At 54.5% G+C, this 17,575-nt stretch carries 16 protein-coding genes; 5 read left to right on the top strand and 11 right to left on the bottom strand.

What is annotated here, in order from left to right:
• The first annotated feature begins 99 nt into the window (after nucleotides 1–99).
• Together coaD and ACIDEJ_RS14370 are read left to right on the top strand one after the other, a co-directional pair.
• A complete protein-coding gene (coaD, locus tag ACIDEJ_RS14375; RefSeq protein WP_411988758.1) occupies nucleotides 100–594 on the top strand; it encodes a pantetheine-phosphate adenylyltransferase in 495 nt (164 codons plus the stop codon).
• Nucleotides 594–2,090 (top strand): capsule assembly Wzi family protein, encoded by a 1,497-nt coding sequence (locus ACIDEJ_RS14370; protein ID WP_411988757.1) that lies wholly within the window; start codon nucleotides 594–596, stop codon nucleotides 2,088–2,090. Before coaD ends, ACIDEJ_RS14370 begins: the two co-directional genes overlap by 1 nt.
• A 73-nt stretch (nucleotides 2,091–2,163) precedes the next feature.
• On the opposite strand, the gene ACIDEJ_RS14365 is transcribed toward ACIDEJ_RS14370, so the two are convergent.
• The 3 genes from ACIDEJ_RS14365 to ACIDEJ_RS14355 are packed head-to-tail and all read right to left on the bottom strand — an operon-like array spanning nucleotide 2,164 to nucleotide 5,449.
• Nucleotides 2,164–3,297 carry an ABC transporter permease gene (locus tag ACIDEJ_RS14365; protein ID WP_411988785.1) on the bottom strand — a complete coding sequence of 378 codons (1,134 nt, stop codon included), beginning with the start codon at nucleotides 3,295–3,297 and terminating at the stop codon, nucleotides 2,164–2,166.
• Nucleotides 3,297–4,031: an ABC transporter ATP-binding protein gene (locus tag ACIDEJ_RS14360; protein WP_411988756.1), complete on the bottom strand. Its 735-nt coding sequence runs from the start codon at nucleotides 4,029–4,031 to the stop codon at nucleotides 3,297–3,299. Before ACIDEJ_RS14360 ends, ACIDEJ_RS14365 begins: the two co-directional genes overlap by 1 nt.
• Nucleotides 4,028–5,449 carry an alpha/beta hydrolase gene (locus tag ACIDEJ_RS14355; RefSeq protein WP_411988784.1) on the bottom strand — a complete coding sequence of 474 codons (1,422 nt, stop codon included), beginning with the start codon at nucleotides 5,447–5,449 and terminating at the stop codon, nucleotides 4,028–4,030. The genes ACIDEJ_RS14360 and ACIDEJ_RS14355 overlap by 4 nt, the downstream gene beginning before the upstream one ends.
• Nucleotides 5,450–5,799: 350 nt before the next feature.
• On the opposite strand from ACIDEJ_RS14355, the gene ACIDEJ_RS14350 reads away from it, so the two are divergent.
• The gene (locus ACIDEJ_RS14350; RefSeq protein ID WP_411988755.1) at nucleotides 5,800–7,590 is read left to right on the top strand and encodes an AMP-dependent synthetase/ligase; all 1,791 of its coding nucleotides are present in this window, start codon (nucleotides 5,800–5,802) and stop codon (nucleotides 7,588–7,590) included.
• A gap of 54 nt (nucleotides 7,591–7,644) precedes the next feature.
• Here the strand turns inward: ACIDEJ_RS14350 and pbpG are convergent, their stop codons facing one another.
• The 3 genes from pbpG to mtnC all read right to left on the bottom strand — a co-directional run bounded on the left by pbpG (nucleotide 7,645) and on the right by mtnC (nucleotide 9,872).
• Nucleotides 7,645–8,544 (bottom strand): D-alanyl-D-alanine endopeptidase, encoded by a 900-nt coding sequence (gene pbpG / locus ACIDEJ_RS14345; protein WP_411988754.1) that lies wholly within the window; start codon nucleotides 8,542–8,544, stop codon nucleotides 7,645–7,647.
• A gap of 85 nt (nucleotides 8,545–8,629) precedes the next feature.
• Nucleotides 8,630–9,055, bottom strand: coding sequence for an acyl-CoA thioesterase (locus ACIDEJ_RS14340; protein WP_411988753.1), 426 nt, complete (start codon nucleotides 9,053–9,055; stop codon nucleotides 8,630–8,632).
• A gap of 136 nt (nucleotides 9,056–9,191) precedes the next feature.
• Nucleotides 9,192–9,872: an acireductone synthase gene (gene mtnC, locus ACIDEJ_RS14335; protein WP_411988752.1), complete on the bottom strand. Its 681-nt coding sequence runs from the start codon at nucleotides 9,870–9,872 to the stop codon at nucleotides 9,192–9,194.
• A gap of 231 nt (nucleotides 9,873–10,103) precedes the next feature.
• Here mtnC and ACIDEJ_RS14330 point away from each other — a divergent pair, with 231 nt between their 5' ends.
• Nucleotides 10,104–10,784 (top strand): arginine N-succinyltransferase, encoded by a 681-nt coding sequence (locus ACIDEJ_RS14330; protein ID WP_411988751.1) that lies wholly within the window; start codon nucleotides 10,104–10,106, stop codon nucleotides 10,782–10,784.
• An 82-nt stretch (nucleotides 10,785–10,866) separates the two neighbouring features.
• On the opposite strand, the gene mog is transcribed toward ACIDEJ_RS14330, so the two are convergent.
• The 5 genes from mog to ACIDEJ_RS14305 form a co-directional block, all read right to left on the bottom strand.
• Nucleotides 10,867–11,397 (bottom strand): molybdopterin adenylyltransferase, encoded by a 531-nt coding sequence (gene mog / locus ACIDEJ_RS14325; RefSeq protein WP_411988750.1) that lies wholly within the window; start codon nucleotides 11,395–11,397, stop codon nucleotides 10,867–10,869.
• 57 nt (nucleotides 11,398–11,454) lie between these two features.
• On the bottom strand, nucleotides 11,455–12,288 hold the full coding sequence (locus tag ACIDEJ_RS14320; RefSeq protein WP_411988749.1) for a hypothetical protein: 834 nt from the start codon (nucleotides 12,286–12,288) through the stop codon (nucleotides 11,455–11,457).
• Between the two features lie 17 nt (nucleotides 12,289–12,305).
• A complete protein-coding gene (locus tag ACIDEJ_RS14315) occupies nucleotides 12,306–12,782 on the bottom strand; it encodes an NlpC/P60 family protein (RefSeq protein ID WP_411988748.1) in 477 nt (158 codons plus the stop codon).
• Between the two features lie 189 nt (nucleotides 12,783–12,971).
• Entirely contained in the window at nucleotides 12,972–15,062 is a 2,091-nt protein-coding gene (locus tag ACIDEJ_RS14310) for a M13 family metallopeptidase (RefSeq protein ID WP_411988747.1), read from the bottom strand.
• A gap of 491 nt (nucleotides 15,063–15,553) precedes the next feature.
• Nucleotides 15,554–15,946, bottom strand: a complete 393-nt coding sequence (locus ACIDEJ_RS14305; protein WP_411988746.1) for a hypothetical protein — start codon at nucleotides 15,944–15,946, stop codon at nucleotides 15,554–15,556.
• A gap of 647 nt (nucleotides 15,947–16,593) precedes the next feature.
• Here ACIDEJ_RS14305 and ACIDEJ_RS14300 point away from each other — a divergent pair.
• Complete coding sequence (locus ACIDEJ_RS14300; RefSeq protein ID WP_411988047.1) at nucleotides 16,594–17,565, top strand: IS110 family RNA-guided transposase; 972 nt, start codon at nucleotides 16,594–16,596, stop codon at nucleotides 17,563–17,565.
• Nucleotides 17,566–17,575 lie beyond the last annotated feature (10 nt).

The raw sequence follows: 17,575 nt of genomic DNA, 5'->3' as shown, positions 1-17,575 counted from the left end.
TTATGGCAATATATGGCGCCTATACAGGATGATTCCAGCGGTAGCATGGGCATTGGGTTCCTATGTTTTGCCGCAACATCCCGGGCTTGCGGAGGGACAATGCACACCAGAGCCATCTATCCAGGCACTTTTGATCCAGTGACGAACGGCCATGCCGACCTGATAAACCGGGCAGCTTCGCTGTTTCCGTCACTGGTGATTGCCGTAGCAACCAACCCGTCAAAACAGCCGCGTTTTTCCCTGCCCCAGCGGGTGGCAATGCTGCAAACCGTTACGGCACATCTGCCAAACGTGGAAGTGGTCGGCTTTAGCGGCTTGCTGGTGGATTTTGCCAAGCAGCAGCAGGCCTCGGTACTGGTGCGGGGACTGCGCGCCGTATCGGATTTCGAATACGAGTTTCAGCTGGCCAGCATGAACCGCCGTTTGTATCCCGGGCTTGAAAGCGTGTTTTTAACCCCTTCTGAAGAAAATGCCTTTATTTCCTCAACGCTGGTAAAAGAAGTGGCGTTGCATGGCGGCGATGTGCGCCAGTTTGTTCATCCCGAGGTTGCAAAAGCCTTAATGCAGCAATTCCCTAAACAAGGAAGTCATTGATGTTAAAAAAACTAGTAAAAACCCTTGGCTGCGCCAGTCCATTATGGGTCAGCGCTTTGGTGCAGGCTGCCCCTTGGGTGGATAGCCAGGATGTTTACTTGCGGGCAGACATTCAGGCGCTGGCTGATGCCGGCGTGATTACGGTACCGGTTAACACCTATCCTTTGATGTGGTCCGGCATTGGGGTCGATTTGGCCAAAGTAGAGCCAGAACTGCTGAATGGGGCACAGCAACAGGCATTTGCCCGGGTCAATTATTATTACCAGAAAGCCATGGGCAATGAGGGCAACAGCCGGATAAAAGCCACGCTGGCTACCGATGCGGCCCGTTTTCAGCACTTTGGCTCGGATTACCGGGAAAAAGGCGAATTGACCGCATCCCATGAATATGTGGGGAAATGGTTTGCGTACAAGGTTTCTGCTACCGGTGCCATGGATGCCACCGATAATAAAGCACTGCGGCTGGATGATTCCTATCTGGCGGTGATTTTGGATAACTGGGTGGTTACGGCCGGCACCTTGCCTCAATGGTGGGGCCCCGGATTTGATAGCGGTCTGATTAAAAGCAACAACGCCAGGCCCATGCCGTCACTGCTCGTGAGCCGTTATGATGCCCACGCATTTGAAACCCCCTGGTTATCCTGGATTGGCCCCTGGACACTGACCGCAGGTTTCAGTCTGGCCGATGATGAGCGTGCGGTGGAAGACACTTTGCTGTGGAATTTTCGGGGTACCCTGCGGCCATTGCGCCAGCTGGAAATCGGTTTTTCCTGGACCACCCAGATGTGCGGCAAGGATCAGGAATGCAGCCTGAGCTCTTTCTGGGACAGCATTTCCGGTGGTACCGAATGTGCCGATGGCTCAGATACCTGTGATGCGGCGCTTAATACCAAAATCGGTAACCAGATGGCCGGATTTGACATGCGCTATGCCGATGACTGGTTTGGGGTGCCGGTGGGGCTGTATCTGGAGCGTACCTGTGAAGACTCCAGCGGCCCGTCACCTTGGGAGTTGGCCGACTGCGCCATGTTGTATGGTGCCGATACCCGGTTCAATTTCAGCCAGCAGCAGTACAAGCTGTTTTTGGAATACACCGACACCATGGTGTATTGCGGCAGCGATCCCAACGCCTTTAACTGCTTTTATGAGCACAGCACTTATTTGAGTGGCTCCCGTTACTACCGCCGCAGTTTGGGTTCCACCTACGACAGCGATGCCAAAGTGTACGTGCTGGGGCTGATTGGGCAATATACCGACAGTCGCGGCATGCAGGCTTATCTGCGTTATGCCCGGCTCAATGATGACGGTAAAAACAGGGTAAACGGCTGGGTACCCTTACCCAAGAAAGAGAAACTGCTGATGCTGGAGCTGAGTTACCGCTGGGGGATGCTGGATGGCATGGTAACCGTGGGCGGCACCGCCTCCCGTTCACAGTACATCGAAAATGATCGGGATACGGACGCCAGCCTGTTTGGCAGTTACGAATACCGTTTTTAAACGGCTGCTGTAGCGATGAAAACGCCGACGCAAGTCGGCGTTTTGCTGTGTGCATCTGGCGTTATTGGCCAGGCTACAGGCCAAAGACCACTTTTTCGCTGCGCAACATGCGGGTGAGTGCTACTGAGAGCATTACCGCTAGTAGCAGAGTCAAGCCGGAAGATACGGCAAGCTCCAACCAAGGCAGGCTTTTGCCTTTAATCACTTCCATCAGTGCCTGTTGCTGGCCCGATACCGGCAGCCATTTCAGTACCTCCGGGGCAATGTTATAGCTGGCACTCATGGACAATGCCAGCGGAATGAACATCACCATGGTGAGGTAGGACTGGGCTTCCTTGAAGGTTTTTGCCATAAAGGATACAAACAGCTGCAAACCCGCTGCCAGCATGGCCACTGGCAGTCCCACTATCAGCATTAACAGCATGAACTGGGGGCTGATGGTGATGCTGAATCCCAGCTCGGCCCAGGGCACCATGGGATAGGCGAAGTGGGAGATAAGCAAAATCAGTACCAGCCCCAGCATGGCAAAAGTGGTGACCGCCAACAGTTTGGAGATCACCAGTTGCCAAGTGGTCACCGGATGGCTCAGCAGCAAGCCGAGGGAGTTGCGTTCCCGCTCTCCGGCGCTGGTGTCAATGGCCAGATTCATGCCGGAAATAAACACCGAATACAGCATGGTAAACAGCGCCAGCCCCAAAATCATGCCGCCTTTGGAGTCAGGAGTGGCCTGATCGTGCATCTGCACCTCCAGCGGTTTGAGTATACGCGGGTCTATCCCACGGGCAATCAGGCGCAGGCTGCCCATTTCCGAGGCATAGGCTTGCAGGGCTTTTTGCAGGCGACGAATGGAATCCTGCATTTTTTCATCGGAGTTGTCGGCAATCACAATCACCTCGGCGCTTTCACCGCGGGCCATTTTTGCCGGGTAATCCTGGCTGATTTGCAGCACCAGTTTGTCGGCCTTGGGGCCGGTTTCATCATTGATGCCCTGTTGCCCAAGATAGCGCACCAGATCCGGTGCCTTGTCGGCATGGATGATCTTCACGGGCAGATCTTCCGGGCTTGATAACTGGTTGATCAGCACCATAAACAGGCCGCACATCAGCAGCGGCGTGCCGATGGCATAATAAAGGCCGGCCAGTACCGACCGTTTGTCGCGGCTGGCATCCACCAGCTCCTTGCGCAGCAGGGTTATTATCTTGGCCATCATGCGGCAATTCCCTCATCGGTGCCTATCAATTGAATGAACGCTTCTTCCAGTGAGGACTGTCCGGTCTGCTCACATAACTGCTGGGGGCTGCCGATGGCGGCCACTTTGCCGCTGGACATCACTATCACCCGGTCACACAAGGCGGCCACTTCCTGCATCACATGGCTGGAAAACAGCACGCAGTGCCCTTGTTGTTTCAGTGACAGTAACAGTTCCCGCAGTACCCTGGTGCTCATCACATCCAGCCCGCGGGTGGGTTCATCAAGAATGATATTGGTGGGCTGGTGGACAATGGCCTGGGCCAGTGCGGTTTTCATCCGCTGCCCCTGGGAAAAGCCCTTGCAGCGGCGATCGGCAATATCCTCCATGCGCAGTTGGCTGAGCACCCGGGTAGTGGCGGTGTCGGCATCCTGCTTGTTCATGCCGCTGAGCACGGCAAAATAACGAAGATATTCCCGGGGGGTGAGCCTTTCATACAGGCCAAAGGGATCGGGAAACAACCCCAGTTGCTGTTTGGCGGCCACGGGCTGCTTGGCCACGTCAATGCCGTCGATTTCCGCATGGCCGGCATCGGGGGTCAACAGGCCAAAAATGGTGCGCAAACAGGTGGTTTTGCCGGCACCATTGGGGCCCAGCAGGCCGGTGATCATGCCGTTTTCGGCGCTAAAGCTCAGTTGATCCAACGCTTGTATCTTGCCGATACGCTTACTGATGTTATTGACGGTGATCATCGGGCATCCTCCGGTATGGCTTCCACTGTGCTGGCATTGAGATAAAAACTGCGGCGCACGTCTTTTTGCAGGCATTTCCCGTCAATGTGCGCTACCGAGCCGCTTTCCACCAGTGTGGCAATCAAATCGCCGGCACAGGATTGTGCCGCCACATTGTGGGTGGCGTAAGGGGATACCAGATGTTTGGCGTGGCTGAGCTTGACCATGGCCAGTTCGGCCCAGGCGGGCGGGGTTGCCGGATCTTTCTCTCCCGACAGCAACAGGGTGGGAATGTCGCTGGCGATGGGCTCGGCAAACGCTTTGGGGGCCGGCGGAATTTGCCACACGGGGCAGATCTCATCCAGACCTTGCAGCATGGCTTTGCCAATGACACTTTGGGCGGACGCTTGCCGTTGCTGTGGGGTTAACCGTGGCCAGTCTTCCCCGCAGACCACCGCGGCATGCATGCCCATGGCCAAATCCAGCGAGCCGCTTTGCAGGGATAACAGCCCCAGTAAGGGTTGATAGTTTTTGCGATAAGCCTGGTGAATGGTGAAGGGCACCAGCGCTCGCATGGCCGGGGAGTAAAGCGCCATGCGCAGCGTGCTCTGGAGCTTGTCCCGGGTCAGGGTCAGCAGTGCGGTAGCGCCGGTAACCGGATGTTGCACCTTTTCCATGACCGGATGCCGCTGCAGCTGGGCGGTTAATGTTTGCAGCTCTTGCCGTAAAGTGGGGTAGCGGGCGCCACACATCGGGTCCTGCTCGCAATCACTGAGCAATAGATCCTGGGCTCGGGCAATGGCGCTGCCAATGGTCAATACGCTTTGCTGCATGGGAACCACGCCATCCAGCGTGACACTGGCAATGGCCTGCGGATAGTGTCGCATGTACAGCTGCGCCATGCGGGTACCGTAAGAGACGCCGTAAATATGCAGCTTTTTGTATCCCAGGTGTTGCCGCACCGCTTCAAAATCTGTGAGGGCCTGCTCGCTGCCATATTGGGTGATGTCAGCACGGGCCTGCAACTGCTGTTGGCACTGGCGGGTTTCTGCGGCCATATCCACCGCGCTCTCGTCCTGGGCCAGCATGGAGAGCAGGTCTTCACCCTCACAGGTGAGCGGGTTGGAGAGGCCGGTACCTCGTTGATCAATTAGTAATATGTCGCGATGCTGCCGCACTTTGTGCAGCATGCGGGTAAAGCCGGCGGCATTTTCGATGGCCGATTGCCCCGGCCCGCCGGCAATGCCAAGGAGCGCTTCCTGGGGGGCCAGATTCTTGATGGCGGGAATGACAACGTAATGCACGGCAATCTTGCGGCCATCCGGCTTGGCGGGATTTTCTGCCACGGTGATGCTGCCGCAGCGTAAGCGCTCCGACAAACCGTTCACATAACAGCTGCCATCGGTGGTATCCGCTGTCGCGGTCAGCGGTGCGGCCATGGCGTAACTTGCCAGTAAGCCGTACACGGGGATAAGCCAGCGGGGATAACAAAGCCTCATGACGTGTCCTTGAAACATGAAGGTTACATATGATTTTTTCAGCATATCAATGCATTAAGATGATAAGCAAGTGCTTGTACAGGCGCATTTGTATCCGGGTGTGATTGGGGAAAACTGCGCTTTTAGCGCCGCGCCAACCAAGATGCCGGTGGCGGTAAAAGGCGCCGCCATTTGCCAACAGCCCTGGGACCATCGTCTGATATTGCAGCAAAAATGTTTATGCTTGCCCGGGGTTTGGGGTAAAATGCACAAAAGCGAAACAGCTGTAAGCTAAAAAGGTAAGTTGCAATATGTCTCTTGAGCAGTATCAAATTATCAGGTTGCTGGACCGTCAGGTGCAACAACAGCAGGATAAAATCGCCCTTGAAGGCTTCGAAACCAAAGCCCCTTGGGATAAAGTCAGCTGGAATCAGTTTAAAACGATTACCGATCAACTGGCGGCTGCACTGATAGACAGCGGGCTTGAGGTACAAGACCGGGTTGCCATCTTGTCTAACAACTGTCCTCAATGGACTTGTATTGACGTGGCCACCATCAAGGCTCGCGGGGTGCTGGTGCCCATTTATCCCACCTCCACGCTGGAGCAGGCCGCGTACATTATCCGTGATGCCGGTGCCAAGGTGCTGTGTGTGGCCAACGATGAACAATACCATATGGCTTGCAAGCTGCAGCAACTGTGCCCTACTTTGCAGCAGCTCATCATCTTTGATAACGAGGTAGAGCTTAAGGCTTTCAGCCACTTCTATCTGGACAAGATGATCAGCGAAGAAGCCAACCAACCCCATCCGGAGCTGGAAAAGCGTTTGGCAGAAAGCCAGCTGGACGACTTGATGACGCTGATTTACACCTCCGGCACCACCGGCGATCCCAAAGGGGTGATGCTTGATCAGCGCAATATCGCCTCTGCCATGCGCCAGCACCAAAAGCGGGTGCCATTTCAGCGTGACGATGTGTCACTGGCATTTTTGCCCTTGAGTCACGTGTACGAACGGGGCTGGAGTTTTTATGTGCTGAGCCAGGGCGGGCGCAATGTGTACCTGTCAGACACCCACAAAGTGAAAGAGGCCCTGCTGGCGGTAAAACCCCACACCGTGTGCGTGGTGCCCCGCTTCCTTGAAAAAGTCTACAGCGCCGTACAGGACAAGCTGTCCAAGGCACCTGCCTCCAGGCAAAAACTGTTTGCCTGGGCCATGGATGTCGGTCAGCGCCAGTTTGAGGTGTCCCAAGGGCGGGCCAAAGGCAATCTGTGGCTGAAAGCCCAGTGGCTGCTGGCCAGCCGTTTGGTGTATCGCAAGCTGAATCAGGCGCTTGGCGGTAATATCAAATACATCCCTTGCGGCGGTGCAGCGCTGGACCCTCACGTGAGCGCTTTTTTTGCCGCCATCAATGTGCCGCTGCTGGTGGGATACGGCATGACCGAAACCACCGCTACCGTTGCCTGTTGCAGCATGGCTAACCGGGTGACCGGCGCCAATGGCAAGCCGCTGGATGACGTGGAAATCCGCCTTGGCGCGGATAATGAAATTCTGGTGCGCGGCGATACGGTGATGCGCGGTTACTTCAATCGGCCGCAAGATACCGCCGCCGTGTTTGATGATGGCTGGCTGAAAACCGGCGATGTGGGCCGCATTGATGATCTCGGCAATCTGTTTATCACCGATCGCCTCAAAGAGCTGATGAAAACCTCCAACGGCAAGTACATTGCACCGCAACGGGTGGAAGGCAAAGTGGGCTGTTGCCCGTTCATTGAACAGGTGGCCATTATTGCCGATGCCCGTAACTATGTGACCGCCCTGATTGTTCCGGCGTTTGAGGCACTGGAAGAGTGGGCCACACAGAAAGGCCTGAGCTATGAATCGCCCATGGAGTTGATCCGCCATTCTGCCGTGGTGGCCCATTTTGATGAGCGGCTAAAACAGTTGCAACAAGGCTTGGCGGGATTTGAGCAAATCAAGAAATTCACCCTGTTGCCGGAGGCGTTTTCCATGGAAGCGGGGCTTATCACGCCAACGCTGAAACTGCGGCGCAAGATGATTTACCACAAATACGCCAACGAAATTAATGCCATGTACGGCCATTAAGCACAAACATGAAAAGGCTGCAGTGATGCAGCCTTTTTCATGTCTGGATGAGGGTTAATGGGCGGCGGCTTGCTGCTGCAGGGCGCGTTTTTCCTGTTTGTACCGCAGCGCCTGGGGCGGCACCTTGCTGACCTTTCCGGTATGCAACCAGCGTTTCAGCCGTCCGGCATCGCCAATATGGGTGTATTTGCCAAAGGCGTCCAGCACCACAAAAGCCACCTGCCGACCGGCCATTTCCGTCAGCATCACCAGGCAATGTCCGGCGGCATCGGTGTAACCGGTTTTGGTGAGTTGTATCTTCCAGCCCGGTTTGTTCACCAATGGATTGGTGTTGTAAAAGGCCAGGCTGTAACGGGGCTTGCGCAAGGTAACGCTGCGATTTTTGGCGCTGCTGAGTTTCCCGAGCAGCGGATAGCTACGACTGGCCACCAGCAGCTTGACCAAATCCCGGGCGCTGGACACATTGGCGCTGGAAAGCCCGGTGGGCTCCACAAAATGGCTCTGCTGCATGCCCAGCGCTTTGGCTTTGGCATTCATCGCCTTGATGAACGCAGGAAACCCGCCGGGATAATGATGGGCCAAGGTGGCGGCTGCGCGGTTTTCAGAAGCCATCAACGCCAGTGCAATGGCCTCTTTGCGTTGCAGGGTGCTGCCTATGCGCAGGCGCGAGACCACATTGGCCATGCCCGGAATGTCGCTCACATTCACCGCAATCCGTTCACGCAAGGGTTGCTGGGCATCCAGCACCACCAGCGCGGTCATCAGTTTGCTGATGGAGGCAATGGGCAGGGGCATGTCGGCCTGTTCTGCGTACAGCTCTTCGTTGCTGTTAATATCCACCAAGAGGGCGCTAACGGCGGCCAGGGGCTGGTGGCTGTCAGGCAGCGGTTTGGCACCAAGGCCAAAAGGGAAAACCAACAAGCAACACAGGCAGCACAGGAATTTTGCTCTCATAAACATCGGCCTACAGCAGGGGTCGGATGAAAAGATTGGCCCAAGTGTAATTTAATGTCCCCGTGCCGCAAGGGCTGTTATCCCATTATTGCTGCAACCGTTGCAGAATTGCCCGCAAATCCGCCGGTAACGGGATTTTTTTACCTTGGGCAAAGTTGAACATGACTCCCACGGAGCTGCCGGTGGTGGTAATCCGCTGCTGCTGGGTGCTGAAAACCTCATAATGAAGGGTAAAGCGGTCTTCCTGGATATCGCTGCCGTAAATGCCCACCAGCAGGGTGTCCGGGTAAACCACCGGCCGCCGGTAACTGGCATGGTTTTCACTGATCACCGGGCCGATACCGCGCTGATACATGTCGGTTAACGGAAACTCCCGGTTAAAAAACTCAATTCTCGCATCTTCAAAATAACGAAAATAGGCCACATTATTCACGTGTTGCAAGGCATCCATATCCCCCCATGCGACTTTCACCTGGCAGGCATTGGGATAGCGGCGGTTGAAATCATCCATAATAAAACGCTCGTTTGAAATTTACCCCAGCATAACAACCCCGTGGCGGTGGCACAAGCGCATTGATTCAAGCAGGGCGGGCAGATAACCGCAGCGGCAAATTCGTGCCGCTGCGGTGTCTGGAAAATGCTTCGGGTTAGTCGATGGGCAGTTCGCTGAAGTCATGGGCGATACGGAAATCCGCGGTTGTGACCGCACTGTCCCGTACCATCTGGCAGGTTTGCATGCCAGCGGCGGCGGCCGCCTTGAGTTCGCCCAGCAGATCGGAGACAAACAGCACCTGCTTGGGCGTGAGGCTGATGGTGTTGAGAATGTTGCAGTAGGCCTGTTTGTCCAGTTTGCCGCCGGTCCGGGTATCAAAATGGCCGTTGAACAGCTCGGTAAGATCGCCACCATCGCTGTGACTGAACAGCAATTTTTGCGCATCCACCGATGCGGAGGAGAAGCTGTATACCCGCAGCCCTTGGGCCCGGTACAGTTTTATGGCCTCAATGAAATCCGGGTAGATGTGGCCGGTAAAGTCATTTTGGGCATAGCCTTCTTTCCAGATCAATCCCTGCAGGGTTTTCAATGGAGTGGCCTTGCGGTCTTCTTTAATCCAGCCCTGCAGGATTTCGGCCACTCTGGGCAAGTCTGCATCGGCTTCCAGTGCAATATCCCGGGTATCGCTGATACAGGCATCCACCAGAAAATTTTGTTGGTGGCGTTGCAAAAAGTCGGGCAACGCCTTTACGGAATAGGGAAACAATACATCCTGAATAAAGTTGAGATCGGTTGTGGTTCCTGCTGTGTCCACAATAATGGCTCTGATGCCCATGAGGTTGATACTCCATAATCTTTTGATCTGCGACAGCACACAGATACTAATCGTTATCGGCAGCTTTGACCAGCAGGCTGATGGCCGGTGAGTGGGCACATGGCGGCCAGCCCGTCATGTTTGCCTTTAGCCGTTTAGGCGGCATCAGGGCGCTGCAAGGGGTAAGTTTTTGCCTTTCCTTGGCGGCAGCTTGTACTATTAAGCCATGTTTTCTTTTGCCATGGATGCCCCATGATGCCACCCGTTATCGTTTTTGGACGCCAACAGCGCGGTTTTACCGGCATGCAGGTCATGCTGTTGTTACTGGCTGCCGTGGTGCTGACCGCCGTGGTGAGTTTTGTGGTGATCCGCACTTACATTTTTCCCAAACCGCTGACACCGGTAAAGCTTAATGCCAACGAAACCCGGGTGCTTGATGACAAACTGCAGCAACTGGGGTGGCAGGTGACACCCAGAACGCCCCCAAAAAACGCGGAAAGCGCCGAGTTGACGCCAGAGCCTTACCGGGAAGATCCCAGCAAACGGCAGGTGACGTTCAGCGAAAAAGAGGTCAATGCCATGATTGGCCGCAGTCCGGATTTTGCCAAGCGGGTGGCCATCGATTTTTCCAATAGTCTTGCCAGCGCCAAGGTGCTGGTTCCCATTCCGGCGGATTTTCCGGTGATGGCCGGTGAGATTTTGCGGGTGAATGCCGGGCTGGACATCCATCTGGATGCCCAGCGCCGCCCGGTGGTGGCTCTGGTTGGCGTGAGCTTGATGGGGGTTCCCATCCCCAATGCCTGGCTTGGCAACATGAAAAACGTCAACCTGGTGAGTGAGTTTGGGGATGGCGGGTTTTGGACAACCTTTGCCGACGGTGTGGAAGACATCCAAATCCGTGATGGCGAGCTGTATATCAAGCTGCGGCCGTAGTTGCGCTAAAGGCCAATGCAAAAATACCGGGCTGCCTGCCCGGTATTGGTTTTCATGGTTTCATCTTTTGAGGCAACGGCCCTTATTTTTTCGGGCGGAAGGGTTTTATCACCGCTTCATTGCATTCGAGATAAGGCCCTTCCATCAAGTCGATGCAGTAAGGAATGGCAGGGAACACCGCATCCAGGCATTCGCGGATGGATTTGGGTTTCCCCGGCAGGTTAACAATCAGGGAATCGGCCCGCAGTCCGGCAGTTTGCCGCGACAAAATGGCGGTAGGCACATACTGGAGGGACACCTGCCGCATCAGCTCACCAAAACCGGGCATCATGCGGTCACATACCGCTTCGGTGGCTTCCGGGGTGACATCGCGTTTGGCTGGGCCAGTACCGCCGGTGGTCACAATCAGGCTGCAGCCATCTTCATCCGCCATGCGTTTCAGCGTGGCTTCAATCTGTTCGCGCTCGTCGGGAATGACCTCATAAACCGCTTCCCATTGGCTCACCAGATACTCTTTCAGGGTATCCATAATCGCTTTGCCTGACAGATCCTCGTAAATACCGGCACTGGCCCGATCGCTCACGGTGACAATCCCGATTTTGGCTTTTTCCATGTTGTTCCCCTTGGCAAAAATAATGCGTTGCAATGGCGCATAACATATCACAATTCCCTATTGTGGCTCATCCGGCAGGGTGGGATTTTGCCTTTTGGCACGCCTAAAATGGGGCCAACCGCTCAGCCCCAGCAGATAAAGAGTGGCAACGCCAAATGCCAGCACCGTGCCACCGGCAATGCCCACGACCGGATAAAGCCAGCTGACGCTAATGGCATAGCACATCAGGGCGCCAAGCCCCCGAGGATAGTGTTTGATGATGGTTTGGGCCTGCGCCGGGCCGTAGGCTAAATGGATAATCAGCAAAAACGGGTAGAGGGTGATGGGAAAGGCCGCCAGAATGCCCGCTGCTGCCGGGGGCAGCCATTTGGCGGCAGCGGTGATGGCCAATACCAGCAGCGCGGCGCCACCGGCCCGGAGCAGCAGTACCAACGGGCTGAGCCTGACCGGGCGGACAACCGTGGCATCGGGCATTTTGGCCAGTATGTGGCCCATGAAGCACAAGGCCAGTAGCAGCGCCACGCTGCCGCCTGCCAGCCCGAGTTGCAGCAGGCTTAACAGATAACCGCTGATGCCAAAGGCCAGCAGCCCCAGGCTCGACCCCAGCAAAGCCACCATGACCCGCGGCTTTTGGCCACTCAGGCGCATGCCCCAGGAGTAACCCCATACCAGCAGCAGCGAGGCAATAAACCCTGAAAGTGCAGCGGTGGCACTGGCCGCTGCAAATGTGGTCCCCAATTCAATACCCATAAAAAACAGTGCAATGGCGGTGCCCAGGGGGTATCCGGATAATACCCCGGCAACTTTGGGGCTGACCCGCTCCGCCACCAGCGACAACCCCAGTACGGCCAGTATGGCGGTGATGATTTTTGCCAATAACAAACTGTCCATGCGGCACTCCCCCGGTGCTACAGCAGGCGCCTTGCCTGCCAGAACGTTTGCTGCCAATAGGGATTATCCAATGACGACACCATTACGCCCTGACTGGTCGAGGCATGTAAAAATTCATGATTGCCAAGATAAATGCCCACATGGCGACTGCGCCAGCCGGTTTTGAAAAACAGCAAATCCCCCACCTGCATCTGGTGTTTGGGCACTTTAACCCCCAGTTGCTGTTGGGCAGCAACGGTGCGTGGCAGCATCAGGGAGGTGAGCCGCTGATAGGTCATGCTCACAAAGGCGGAGCAATCAATGCCCTTTTTGTTCATGCCACCCAAACGATAGGGCACGCCTTGCCACTCCTGGCCAATGGCCTGCAACCCCGATGACAGGGGCATGTGGTTTGCGTGGCGCAACTGGGCGGTTGTCTGAGAAGACGGCACCGTACTACAGGCGGCAAGCCCGCCCAGCAGTGTCAGGATGATCAGCGCCTGCCAGCATTGCATACATGTTCCCTTTCCGGTGGCCTTGTTGAGCTTACTGTGCAATAAGCCGCCGGCATTTGCAAAAGCGGGCGTGGGTAAAAGGGGAGGCACTGGGAGCCCTGGGTGCCATGATGGGGCTCTGGCACGGTCGGACGAAAAAGGCCACCGCCATGGGTGGCCTTAACTGATAGGCAGGGAGTGGCCCGTGTGTTACCAAATACGCACTCTGTCTTTGGGTGCCAGATACAGGGCGTCACCGGGTTTTACATCAAAAGCCCGATACCAGGCATCCAGATTGCGCACGGTCAGGGCGCGGTAGTTGCCGGGTGCATGGCCATCGGTGGCAATCCGCTGGCGCATGGCCTGGTCGCGCATTTTGGTGGCCCAGGTCTGGGCATAACCGATGAAAAAGCGCTGATCGCCGCTGAATCCGGCAATCACCGGTGCCGCTTGGCCATTCAGCGAAGCGCGGTAGGCATCATATGCGGCGGCAAGGCCGGCTACGTCAGCAATGTTTTCGCCCAGTGTCAGCTTGCCGTTCACATGCAGATCTGGAAACGGTGCATAGCGGTCAAACTGCTTGGCCAGGGCGTCACCCTGGGCGGCAAAATGGTCAAAATCCGCCTGGGTCCACCAGTTGCGCATGGCGCCGGTTGCATCAAAGGCCGCGCCGTTGTTATCAAAGCTGTGGCTGATTTCATGGCCGATCACCGCGCCAATGGCGCCGTAGTTATAGGCATCGTCAGCCTTGGCATCGAAAAATGGCGGTTGCAGGATCCCGGCCGGGAAATTCAGCGCATTTTGCACCGGCAGGTTTACCGCATTGACAATCTGCGCATTCATCCACCATTCGCCCTTGTCCTGGGGCTTGCCGATTTTACCCAGCTGGTGGGCATATTCTGCCCGTTCACCGGCCAGGGCATTGGCATAGGCGCTGTGGCCAACCGCATAATGGCTGTAGTCGCGCCAGTTATCCGGATACCCCACACTGACCACAAGGGTATTCACCTTGGCCAGCGCTTCTTGTTTGGTAGCGGGTGTGAGCCAGTCAATGGCGGCCACCCGGTTGTGGAAAGCGCCCACAATATTGTCTACCAGCTCGCTCACTTTGGCCTTGGCCGATGCCGGGAAATAACGGCTTACATAGGCGCGGCCTACCGCATCGCCCAGATAGTTATCCAGCGCTGCCAGTGCCCGCTTGTCACGGCTGCGCTGCATGGGCGTGCCAGACAAAGTGGTGCCGTAAAAGGCAAAATGGGCATCATCCAGCGCCCGGGGCAGCACGTCGGTATGGCTGTTAATTTGATGGAAGGTTAACCAATCCTGCCAGCTTGCCAGTGGTTCAGTTGCCACCAGTGCTGCAAGGCCGCTGATGGCCGGGCCGTGGTAGGCGGCAAAGCGGGATTGTTGCCCCAGGTGAGCCGCCTCAAAAAATGCTTGCCAGTCAATGCCCGGTGCCTTGGTGTCAAAATCTTCCCGGTGCCATACGGCAGATGATTTGGCAAAATCCTCACTGGCTTCACGGCTCACATGGGCGGCGGCAATTTTCATCTCCAGCGCAAAAATCCGCTCAGCGCGGGAGGTGGCGTCACTGATCCCGGCGGTTTGCAGCAAGGTGGCAATGTAACGGCGGTATGCCTGGCGCAATTGCTGCATTTTGGGGTCATCAGACAGGTAATATTCCCGTTCTGGCAATCCCAATCCACCCTGTAGCAGGTAAGGCAGCACTTCGCCCGGCGTGGCCAAGCCTTGGGTGACGAATACCCCCAGCAGATTTTCGGTGTGGTAATGGGTGGCGTTTAACGGGTCCACATCGGCGCGCAGCGTCGCTCCGAGGGTTGCCGATAACTGCTGTTTGTTTTGCAGCGCCGCGATTTTTGCAAGATCGGCCTGCAGTGGTTGTAACCCGGCTTTTTCAATGGCATCGGTATTGACATAAGCGCGATAAAAATCGGCAATGCGGGCTTCATCACTGCCCGCCGGGTGGGGTGCATTCACCAGCTCGGCTATCAATGCGGCCTTGTGGCGCTCGGTGGCGTCAAAAGCCACCATAAAAGCACCGGTAGAGGCCCTGTCGGCCGGAATTTGCGTATCCCGCATCCACTGGCCGTTGGCGTAGTTGTAAAAATCATCGCCGGGTTTTACCGAGGTATCCATGGCCGCCAGACTGATACCGATGTTGCCATGGGTAGCATTGGCGGCCTCTTGATGATGGTCAGCCGTGGCTGACGATTGGCACGCTGCCAATCCACCGGTTAGCGCCGCTATGGTCAGCAGCGCCAGTAGATTATGTTTGAACATGTAAAATTCCTTGATGCAATGCTTGAATGGGAAGGGCAAACGCCTGCCTTGAGTCTACTCCACATCCGCTGCGGTCAGGCAAGCAGAAAAATGTCAGAGGATATGAAACGCCAAAGGCCATCCAGTATTGACTACAGCTATCGAGATCCTAATGCCTGTAATGTACCAATGAGGGCAGTTTGAGCGCTTGCGGTGATTAGATAGCGCTGTTAGCACTTTCACATGTGAAAGTTTTTGGGATATTTGTAGGAAAGCGATATAGGTTCACACTCGCCGTGGACACCCTATCTGGGCCCGGCCACAGCTGAGTATTAAAGTATCATGCTAGCTGTAGCGTAGGTTTGGACAAAAGTTTGTTAGGATGGTGGCTAAATCAGGCGAATTTCAGATAAGAATTTTTATGGGCTAACGCTGCCAGCACGCGCTGCTTTGTAGTGAAGGCGAAGCCGTAACAGAAAAGCGGTCGCCGTGCCTGGCCTTGTTAAAATCATTTAGTCGAACTTGATATTGTTGAGCTTATCGATTTCAGCTTTTTGAGCATTGGCACGCTCTTGTTCCCGCCGATCATCACGCTCCTTTTGAGCAAGATACGCTTTATATCGCTCGTTTGTTTCATCTGCGATTTTCCTAAGTTCCGGCAAGTGATCATTTTCTAACTCATCTGGAACGCAGTGAATCGTCAGTAGGCCACCAGATACTCTTGCTCGTCTCTTCATCATATAGATGTGTTGCTCCCAACGAGAATTGAAGTATGAAGCCCAATCCGCAGGAGTGCTTTTTGACAAAGTGAGAACCACATCAACTAAGGCTGAGCTACCATCACCGCCTCCGGAGGCAGCAGTGTCGACACCAGTGATCTTTATATCTTCGAATTCTACAGTCATCTAATGATCTCCTTTTCCTTTTAACGCCCCAAGCAGCGGAAAACGCGAGCGTTTTGGCGCAGCCAGCGAGTGGTTTTCCGATGACTTGGCTTGTTATGTTTTAAAACACTCAATTTAATATCCCAGTATTTATCATTTTCAGGTAGCCGCTTATTAATGTGTTGTAGGCAGCAAACAAGCAGATACTAATAACCAAAATAGTTTTACACCATGAACTAAAACCCTTTGATTCTAGTTTCTGTTCCTTAACGCCCATCACAAACAAAAAGATGGCGGCAACGACAAATAGAATTCCAAAAAAGAATGTAGCGATGGCGGTTATTTGTTCCAATGTCCGATTTCTACCTTAAAACATAACGCCGCATTAAGGTGTGAGCAGCGCTTGGCTAAACTTGAGCGAAGCGAAACTGCCAAGCGTTGCGAATCCGCCTTAAACGCTTGTATGGATAATAAGCAAGCCAAAAGGGTAAAGTGAGACCCAGGCTTTAGCGGCAACTAAAGCTTTCTATGTGGCAGTTCGGTTGAACGCTGGCTCCTCTGTCGAGAGACCGATAACAAACATGAACGCCTCATAGGACTCCAAGCATAAACCTCGAATAGTCGACTGGGTCTCGAACCCGCATTTCGCAAGCAAGAGCTAGCTTATTATGAATACAAACCCACTTCAAAACATTAATATTGGTGTTGATACTGGCAAATCACAGCTCGACATTTACATCCGTCCACTCGATGTCTTTTTTACCGTGCCAAACAACGAAAAGGGTATCAAACAGGCCTTAACTACTATCAAAAAACACAACCCACAGCGTATCGTTATCGAAGCGACTGGGCGCCTAGAAATGCCCTTCGTGTTAGCGTGTACCGAGGCCAAGTTGCCTATTGTTCGTGCCAATCCTGTTCATATCAAACGCTTTGCCGGTGCTATTGGTCGTAGAGCCAAAAATGACCGCTTAGATGTACAGCTTATCGCCCATTATGGTGAAGCCATTAAACCTGATTTGACGGTCATAAAGGCTAAGAACATACGTTTAATGAGTGACTTAGTAATTCGCCGCAATCAGCTGCTCGCGATGCAGACCATGGAGAAAAATCGTATTCAAATTTTGCCTAAGCACCTACATTCGACAATGACACCCATCCTGACTGCGATAAAAAATCAGGTCTCAAAGATTGAAAATAAGCTTGTTAAACTCATCGAAGATTGCCCCGAATACCAAACTAAAAATACCCTCTTACAAAGCGTACCTGGTATTGGCAATATCGCCGCTGCGTCTATCATCAGCAATGTGCCTGAGTTAGGCTACATTACCAACAAACAAGCGGCTTCACTCATCGGCGTCGCCCCTATTACACGAGAAAGCGGACGCTACAAAGGGAAACGAGTCATCCAAGGAGGCCGCGCACAGGTGAGAACCGTTTTGTACATGGCCATGATGTCAGCCATGCAATGTAACCCTGTTTTCAAGGACACTTACGCTCGATTACTCGAAGCTGGAAAACCAAAGAAAGTGGCAATTATTGCCTGCGTTCGCAAGATGGTGGTCATCCTAAACTCTATGCTTCGAGATGGCATTATGTGGGACCAAAACATCGCCCAAAATAAAGGATTGACGCCATAGTCGTTTGTTA

This window comes from Shewanella mytili, assembly GCF_046765975.1.
Classification (GTDB): Bacteria; Pseudomonadota; Gammaproteobacteria; order Enterobacterales; family Shewanellaceae; genus Shewanella; species Shewanella mytili.
This window is presented reverse-complemented; position numbering and strand designations above follow the sequence as displayed.

Excerpts from the sequence above, each read along its gene's own strand:
- coaD (WP_411988758.1), top strand. The coding sequence starts at position 100 with ATGCACACCAGAGCCATCTATCCAGGCACTTTTGATCCAGTGACGAAC.
- ACIDEJ_RS14370 (WP_411988757.1), top strand. The coding sequence starts at position 594 with ATGTTAAAAAAACTAGTAAAAACCCTTGGCTGCGCCAGTCCATTATGG.
- ACIDEJ_RS14365 (WP_411988785.1), bottom strand. The coding sequence starts at position 3,297 with ATGGCCAAGATAATAACCCTGCTGCGCAAGGAGCTGGTGGATGCCAGC.
- ACIDEJ_RS14360 (WP_411988756.1), bottom strand. The coding sequence starts at position 4,031 with ATGATCACCGTCAATAACATCAGTAAGCGTATCGGCAAGATACAAGCG.
- ACIDEJ_RS14355 (WP_411988784.1), bottom strand. The coding sequence starts at position 5,449 with ATGGCCGCACCGCTGACCGCGACAGCGGATACCACCGATGGCAGCTGT.
- ACIDEJ_RS14350 (WP_411988755.1), top strand. The coding sequence starts at position 5,800 with ATGTCTCTTGAGCAGTATCAAATTATCAGGTTGCTGGACCGTCAGGTG.
- pbpG (WP_411988754.1), bottom strand. The coding sequence starts at position 8,544 with ATGAGAGCAAAATTCCTGTGCTGCCTGTGTTGCTTGTTGGTTTTCCCT.
- ACIDEJ_RS14340 (WP_411988753.1), bottom strand. The coding sequence starts at position 9,055 with ATGGATGATTTCAACCGCCGCTATCCCAATGCCTGCCAGGTGAAAGTC.
- mtnC (WP_411988752.1), bottom strand. The coding sequence starts at position 9,872 with ATGGGCATCAGAGCCATTATTGTGGACACAGCAGGAACCACAACCGAT.
- ACIDEJ_RS14330 (WP_411988751.1), top strand. The coding sequence starts at position 10,104 with ATGATGCCACCCGTTATCGTTTTTGGACGCCAACAGCGCGGTTTTACC.
- mog (WP_411988750.1), bottom strand. The coding sequence starts at position 11,397 with ATGGAAAAAGCCAAAATCGGGATTGTCACCGTGAGCGATCGGGCCAGT.
- ACIDEJ_RS14320 (WP_411988749.1), bottom strand. The coding sequence starts at position 12,288 with ATGGACAGTTTGTTATTGGCAAAAATCATCACCGCCATACTGGCCGTA.
- ACIDEJ_RS14315 (WP_411988748.1), bottom strand. The coding sequence starts at position 12,782 with ATGCAATGCTGGCAGGCGCTGATCATCCTGACACTGCTGGGCGGGCTT.
- ACIDEJ_RS14310 (WP_411988747.1), bottom strand. The coding sequence starts at position 15,062 with ATGTTCAAACATAATCTACTGGCGCTGCTGACCATAGCGGCGCTAACC.
- ACIDEJ_RS14305 (WP_411988746.1), bottom strand. The coding sequence starts at position 15,946 with ATGACTGTAGAATTCGAAGATATAAAGATCACTGGTGTCGACACTGCT.
- ACIDEJ_RS14300 (WP_411988047.1), top strand. The coding sequence starts at position 16,594 with ATGAATACAAACCCACTTCAAAACATTAATATTGGTGTTGATACTGGC.